7 protein-coding genes are annotated in these 7,081 nt (G+C 54.7%); 1 reads left to right on the top strand and 6 read right to left on the bottom strand.

Going from position 1 to position 7,081, the window contains the following annotated elements:
- The 3 genes from H5U02_12885 to H5U02_12895 all read right to left on the bottom strand — a co-directional run.
- Positions 1–1,290 (bottom strand): nickel-dependent hydrogenase large subunit (locus H5U02_12885; GenBank protein ID MBC7343315.1); only part of this gene is annotated, 1,290 nt, incomplete at its 3' end.
- Positions 1,290–2,177 carry a hydrogenase small subunit gene (locus H5U02_12890; protein ID MBC7343316.1) on the bottom strand — a complete coding sequence of 296 codons (888 nt, stop codon included), beginning with the start codon at positions 2,175–2,177 and terminating at the stop codon, positions 1,290–1,292. The genes H5U02_12885 and H5U02_12890, both read right to left, overlap by 1 nt.
- A gap of 448 nt (positions 2,178–2,625) precedes the next feature.
- On the bottom strand, positions 2,626–2,832 hold the full coding sequence (locus H5U02_12895) for a hypothetical protein (protein MBC7343317.1): 207 nt from the start codon (positions 2,830–2,832) through the stop codon (positions 2,626–2,628).
- 164 nt (positions 2,833–2,996) lie between these two features.
- Between H5U02_12895 and H5U02_12900 the strand changes: the two genes are divergently transcribed.
- Positions 2,997–3,926, top strand: coding sequence for a polysaccharide deacetylase family protein (locus H5U02_12900; protein MBC7343318.1), 930 nt, complete (start codon positions 2,997–2,999; stop codon positions 3,924–3,926).
- 2 nt (positions 3,927–3,928) lie between these two features.
- Here the strand turns inward: H5U02_12900 and H5U02_12905 are convergent, their stop codons facing one another.
- From H5U02_12905 to H5U02_12915, 3 genes are all read right to left on the bottom strand, one after another.
- Positions 3,929–4,969 carry a DUF3048 domain-containing protein gene (locus tag H5U02_12905; protein MBC7343319.1) on the bottom strand — a complete coding sequence of 347 codons (1,041 nt, stop codon included), beginning with the start codon at positions 4,967–4,969 and terminating at the stop codon, positions 3,929–3,931.
- Positions 4,970–5,833: 864 nt separating this feature from the next.
- The gene (locus H5U02_12910) at positions 5,834–6,307 is read right to left on the bottom strand and encodes a transposase (protein MBC7343320.1); all 474 of its coding nucleotides are present in this window, start codon (positions 6,305–6,307) and stop codon (positions 5,834–5,836) included.
- A 120-nt stretch (positions 6,308–6,427) separates the two neighbouring features.
- Positions 6,428–7,081 (bottom strand): sigma 54-interacting transcriptional regulator (locus H5U02_12915; protein MBC7343321.1); only part of this gene is annotated, 654 nt, incomplete at its 5' end.

Raw genomic sequence — 7,081 nt, forward strand, 5'->3', positions numbered from 1 at the left:
CCCCATGCCCCAGCCGTCCTCAGGAATCTGGTACTCCTGGTAAACCAGCGATTGGGGATCTAAGGCCAACAGCCACCCTTCCACCTGATCGGCAATCAGCTTGGTGGCCAGCGCCCGAGCTAGGTGCCGGCCCATTACGGAATATAGGGCTTCCATGGGCGCCTTTAAGGTTGCCAAAGCCCAATCCACCAGCTTCACGGTGGCAGCATCTCCGGCAGCATAATTGGCCAAGACGTGAGCTAAAGGTCCTACTTCCCGGACTTCTCCCCCGTAGCGCGGCGATTTAATCCAGGAGTAACCCCCTTCGCGGTCGGGTAGGGGAACGGTTTCGCCCTGGTGAGGCCTTTGGGAGCCAAGCTCGCCGGTTTGATACCAAGAGCTGGTTACCTCTTCGGTGATTTGGTCCGGGTCAAAATCCGCCCGCCAACCCACCCGGTCGGAAGCCAGAATCCCGTTCACCAAGCCTTCCTTGAAAAGCTTACCTTGGGGAGTCTCGTAGGCGCCATAGGAAAGGAGCTTTTGGCACCCGGACCCGATGGTAAAGTAATCCGAGTATTTTTCCGCCACTTGCAGCACATCGGGGAGGTACACTTGGTCCACAAACTGCTTGACTTCTTTGAACCGCCACAGCAATGCCGCCACCTTGTCTACCGTGGGCTGAAATACCGCCCCGCCCGGAACCACGCCTACGCTGTGGGGGATCTTCCCTCCCAGAACGGCCACCATTTCGTGACCGCGCCGCCGCATTTCCAAGGCCCTGAGATAATGGAGGCAGACCTGGCGGTTCACCTCGGCCGGAAGGCGGTAGTCGCCTTCATACCGAGGCACAAATGGGCCCAACTCGCCCCGGGCCAGGAAACCCTGCAAGGAAGCCAAACCAGGGTTGGCCGCTATCGTCTCGCCATCCAGCCCTTCGGTTGCCCGGGCTACATCCACATAATCGAGGGCAGCCAAATGGTAGAAATGGAGGATATGGTCACTAATCTGGTGGATGCCCTGGATCAGGCACCGTACCAGCTGGCCATTAGGGGGGATCCGATCCTTGATGCCGAAGGCATGGTCTAACGCCCGGGCAGCAGCAATGCCATGGCACTGGGGGCAAACCCCGCAAATGCGCTGGGTTATAATCTGGGCATCCCTGGGGTCGCGCCCCTTGAGGATGAGCTCGATCCCCCGAAATAGCATCCCCGAGCAGCGTGCATCTTTGACCACACCGTTTTCAACCACCGCCTCCACCTTCAAGTGACCCTCGATCCGGGTTACCGGATCAACTACGATTTGTCTTGCCATTAGCGCCCGCCTCCCCTTTCCCTCCAGTAAGCGCCGATTACCGGTATGTCGATATCAGTTACCTTCTCGTATAAGGGCCCGATTAGATCAGGAAACTCCGGTTGAGTGCAGCCGTTGCAGGGAGCCCCGCTACCAACGCACCAGTTGACACCGCCATTCCACATCCGGGTAGGGCAGTCGGCATAGGTAATGGGACCTTTGCAACCTAGCTCATAGAGGCACCCTGGATCTCCCGGCTTTTTGGCGAACTTGCCTTCGTTGAAGGCAGCCCGCCGCGGGCAGTGCTCATGGATAAGCTGGCGGTAAAAGAGCAGAGGTCGGCCGAAATCATCCAAGCTTTCTGGTCCGGGAAGCCCGTAAAGAAGAATGCAGGCTATCGTCCCCACCAGCCAGTCAGGATGGGGCGGGCAGCCGGGAATATTGACCAACGGGGTAGTTATGCCCTCTTTCTTTAACAGTTCCCTCACGCTCACGGCCTTAGAAGGATTAGGAACTGCGGCTGCAATGCCCCCGTACGAAGCGCAGGTCCCCAAGGCCACCACCGCCAGGGCATGGCGGGCCAGTCGGGCAGCCCGGTCGCGCATGGGGGCCTCCCCCAAGGAGCCAAACCCATAACCAGGGATGGCTCCCTCTATTACCAGAAGGTATTGACCTGACTTCTCGGCCATGGTTTCCTCCAGCACCCGAAGCACCGGGTTCCCCTGGCCCGCCATGATGGTAGCTTGAAAGCGAAGGTTAATGTGCCGGCCGGGCAGGATCTCATCTAAAAGAACGTTCTTGATGCTGGGAGCCTGGCTGTTGAGGACGGAGACGCTGCAGCCAGTACAGGTGGCCGCTTGCATCCAAATAGCTGAATATTCCTTTACTTCTGACGATACTGCCTCCATTTGCTATCACCTCCGACAGGATGGGCTTGGCGCCGTTAGCCGGTCGCCTTCTTCGCTCATCGTAAATATGCAAGACAGGTGCCAAAAAGTAAGTAAAGACCAGCGAAGGCCTGTCTTCTTGCCGCCCCCAAAGCAGGTTATGCCCTTGGCAAATCGCCAACCAGCCTGGAGCGATTTCAGGTCAACAAGGACGGCTATTGGAAGGCAAGGCGCCCGGGTTAAAGCCGAGGGTTACGTGTTGGGAAGCTTGGGTAGCCAACTTTGAAAGTAAGGACTAGGAAGGGCAAAACATTAGATCAAGCGAGATCTAGTGAGTACAAGGCATAAAATTAGCGCAGAAATGCATATGCGAAGTTGCACTATTCCTAGAAGGTCTAGGCGGTGGAGCTAAAAGTAGGCAAGATTGCATATGCAAAACTGCATAAGCACTCTGCTAATAACAGCTCCGCTAATAGACAATGCGGATAGCCCTATGGGGACAGCGGGTAAGGCAGTTGGCACATCCCCGGCACCCCATATCGACTATCCGGCGGTTATCCTTGGGATCTTGCCAAATGGCCCGGTTGGTACATTCCTTCTGGGGCGGACAGACTTCGCAGCGCTGACATTTATCCGGATCTATGTAAGCAAATTTCTTGCGCATGGATATGGCCATAACCGCATGCCCCCTGGGCTCCAGGCTGGGAATTTTCCTTTATATTATACTAATTCAATATATCGCTGACAATATCTATAGTGAAAAACGACATCTATTTCTTGACCAAATCCTGGGTTAACTGTAAGCTTGGACTAAAAAGGATAGGAAGGAAGCGAGGCTCTTTGCCGTCGAGGCTCCGGACTCTGCTCGTCCCGGCAATAGGGTTGCTTTTAGCTCTGGCCTTAGCAGTTCTCAGTTGGGGTGGGCCGTTGGTCAAGGGCGGGCCGCAAGGGTCACCCTCCAGCCGTCCGGCCACTCCGGTAGCAGCATCTCCGGACGCTTCTCCTGCTACGCCAGCGGAAGGCAACCGAGCGGCATCTAGCTCGGTTCCCGGCGGCCCGCCGGCTGAGCCCACCGGCCCAACCGCACCTATTGCCGCCGTCCCCATCCTCATGTATCACGTAATCGGTGACCAGGCCGAATCACCTTATCAAGAGCTTTATGTGCGCCCCCAGGACTTCGCCCGGCAGATGCAGTGGCTAGCCCAGGCGGGATTTCAGGCTGTAACCCTAAAGCAACTGTACCGATATTGGTTTCCTCCCCACCACCCGCTTCCGCCCCACCCAGTGGTAATTACCTTCGATGATGGCTACCGGTCGGTCTACGATAACGCCTTTGGGGTCTTAAAAAAGCTCGGCTTTCCGGCCACAGTCTTTGTAGTAGGTAAGTTCTTAGATAGCCCTTACTTCCTAAGCCCGGACCAGCTCAAAGAAATGGCCAACCAAGGGTGGGAAATCGGCTCGCATACTTTAAATCACATCGATCTGACTGCAGCTACGCCCAGCCAGTTAGAATCAGAGGTCTCTCAATCCAAAAAGCTGCTTCAAGACCGCTTAGGTGTCCCCATCGATTTCTTCTGCTATCCCGCCGGTCGGGTCAATCATCGGGTGGTAGCCGCCACTAAAAAGGCCGGCTACCTGGGGGCGGTAACCACCAGGCCCGGCCTGGCGGGTCGAGATCATATATTCCTTCTCGACCGCATCCGCATCAATCGCAGCGACACCCTAGCCGATTTCCAGAAGAAGCTGCTCCCGGCTTTAAAGGGCGGCTAGGCTTAAAGATCCATTTGCAGCTTGCTGGCTTCTGGTATGACGTTGATCCATGTCTTTCCGGGGGCAAAGGCCATGCGCTGGTTGCCATACCAGAATTGTAGAGGCTCATCCACGCTGGGCTTATACCAGGTGCCTTGGTAGACCTTACCTCCTACGAAGTAATAGGCCTGGCCCTGCCCGATGACATCAATGTCGGTCTCCCATTGCTCCCGCTTGATCCAACGACTTTTAGCCACCATAACGATGACGTTATCAGTGCGAATCTGGGTACCATTATCGACCCGGAAAGGCCTGCCGTTGACTAGCTTGGCGTACTTTCCTTCACCATAGACATACTGGGTGCGATAGGTATAGCTAGGCTTGTTAGCATATTCCAGGGTAAAGCTGGGGCAGGCGGTTCCCCCCTCCACCGTTCCTGTGGGGAGCGGGTCCAATGGATGGAGGGTATAGCCCTTATCCCTTGCCCCTTCCAGCATTTTGTCGGTACTGGTATATAGATTGTGGGGTGCCTTACGCCCCCGCTCCCGCCAAAAGTAGCGGGAGGCGTTATAAATTTCATCTAGGTCCGGGAAATTGCGATAAGCTGAGCTCTTGAGCATAGCCAGCACATCCATGTTGCCTCCGGCATGGGCATAGGGCGCCTGATAAGGCTTGGCCAGCTGGGCATAGTAAAAGCGGGCGCTGCGAATTGGCCCTACCTTGGGCGCAGCCTGGGAATAGAAGATGGCCATAAATCTGGTGATGCCGGCTTCGCAGTCGATTTCGTACACTAGGTCGGCTTTATCCAAGCCGCTTTGAGGCCGGGCATTGGGGTGATTGTCAATCATAGCGATTAGGGCGCCGGGAAGCTCGGCCCCGGAAGCCCGTGCTTCCCCGTTGCTGGTATTGCCTGGCCGCCCAGCGGGATTGGCCTCGGGCCCCCCGCTTCCCCGACTGCCCCCAAAAGAGCACCCGGAAAGCGAACTCGCTCCCAACAAGACCGCTAAGGCCAAGGCTAACCCAACGACTCCTTTTCTCCGGCCTCCCCGGCGCCGCTTAACCATTTACTTCTCAACACCCTTTCTCCCTCAGCCTGGTCACCATTGCCATAAGACCGGCTCCAACCTCATATAACGACCAGGGGCTCATATTCTGCCAGCCGTCACCATTGCCACAGGACCGTCTCCAACCCAGGTCGGCGTTTGGTCCTCCGCGCCGTAATCCTCTTGGTTTTTCATCACCTGGTCGTGCGTTCTGGCAGCATGGATTGTTCCCTTACTAATCTAATATATGGCAATATCGGCATCTATATCCTCGATAATTAGCTTAGTGTACTTCCCAGCCAGGGTAAAGACCAAACATGAACCCCGGTCGACTTCTTTGGCCCAACCGCGGTCAACTGGAAACAAATCGTATAAGTCTCAAAATGGGCTTTTGGCTCTCCCACTAGAGGCCTACGTACCGCTCAACCAGGTCACCAATCACCGGCAGCTTAAAGCGCACACCCTGGTAAGCTTTTCACCATCAACAGCACTCAGAGCAACAATGAAACCAACATCAGCAGCGTATTTAGGAGCAAAAACAGGGTCCAGAGCCGCCAGAGATCGAGGGGAAGCAAGATGGAGAGCAAGATAGCGATGACTATCAACAAGAGACCGGCAAGGTTCTTCCGGAGGCCTAACTGGGTAGCCGCGATTTCATTGGCAACGGCCGGAGCCCGGCTGCGCGTACCTCTTCTCCAGGACCTTCCCCACACCAGCATCGTTGACAGTATTGCAAGCAGGACATGTGACCATGGTTAACCTCCCCTTTCCAACTATCGGTTTTGTATTTCAACGGACGTGTTGCCAAACGCTACTTTTCTCAGTGTGCCGGGAGTCGATAGAAGTGTAGCTACTTCACGGCCGGGCTGCTATATGTCTTTCTCGCTACCCAACGGAGGACATTCTTGGTTCTTCTCGCTTCAGTTGGGCTAAAGCTGGCGGGTGTTTGGTTAAGGTTTTCAGATGTTTTACTAGTTGACAGACGTTGTGAGCACAGGCAGCCATTAAGGCCTGGATATGTACGGCTAGGTTGCCGCAATATCTAGCCCGCCGGAGGGTATGATTGCTTTTCAGATCGGCATTATGCTTCCACCCAGCACTTCCGTTTCTTAAGATGCTTGCTTCCGCCCGCTTGCTTTCAAGGTGATTTGCTATCTCGCCCAGCAAATCCTCGTTACCACTGCAACTGATGGCACACCGCTTGCCTTTGGCGCATACCCCCTTGAGATGGCAACAGGCATAGGCGTAGGTGCGGTAGCGTATTCTTCCGGCAGCATCCTCGCTCTTTTCCCGGTAAAGTTTTTGTCCCGGGGACAGATGTAAATGTCCCTTTCCGGGCCACCCCGGCCAGGCTGTCAATAAGCTGACCGAACTCTAGATCGCTCCTTAGCAGACAGTCAAAGCGCTCCTGAAAGCGCCGATCGGCCGCCATATAGTGGATGAAATATGAATCCTCGTAGTTCCTCGTTTTCACTCTGGTCAACGCGCTTGCCTCCTCCGGCGAAGGTGAATGTCGTATTCCCTGAGCTTCTTGATCACCGTTGGGTGACTAATTCTTAGCGCTTTGGCAATTTGCCGGGCAGTCGTGAACCGCTCGGCTGCAATTTGAAGCAGCTCTCTTTCCAATTGTTTGTATGCTTGGGGTAATGGAATCAGGTCGCTAGCGCCCGCATAAGTTGCGGGTTCTCTATATACTTTATCTCCAATAGCTGCATCAACCTGCTGGCTGTCAATTTGGTCATAGTCAGAGAGAATGACCAATCTTTCCATCACATTCTGTAACTCCCGCACATTCCCGGGCCAGGAATAAGCTCTGAGGGCTGCTTCGCCAGAAAAGGTAAGCATCCTTCGTTTTCCGTACTGGGCATTAAACTTCTCCAGGAAATTGACTGCTAGCGGAATAATATCGTCAACCCGCTCCCTCAGGGGAGGTATGCGGATACGGATAACATTTAACCTATAGTACAGATCCTCCCTAAATTCTTTCCCTTTCACTTTTTCCTCAAGATTAGCATTAGTTGCTGCAATAACACGAACATCCACGGATATTTCTCGAGTACCGCCAACTCTAAAAAAGCGCTTTTCCTGCAAAAAGCTCAGCATCTTAGCCTGTGCAGAGAGCGGGAGGTCTGC

Source organism: Clostridia bacterium (genome assembly GCA_014360065.1).
Classification (GTDB): Bacteria; Bacillota; DSM-521; order Neomoorellales; family JACIYF01; genus JACIYF01.

Coding starts and splice junctions, on each gene's coding strand:
- H5U02_12890 (MBC7343316.1), bottom strand. CDS start 2,177: ATGGAGGCAGTATCGTCAGAAGTAAAGGAATATTCAGCTATTTGGATG.
- H5U02_12895 (MBC7343317.1), bottom strand. CDS start 2,832: ATGGCCATATCCATGCGCAAGAAATTTGCTTACATAGATCCGGATAAA.
- H5U02_12905 (MBC7343319.1), bottom strand. CDS start 4,969: ATGGTTAAGCGGCGCCGGGGAGGCCGGAGAAAAGGAGTCGTTGGGTTA.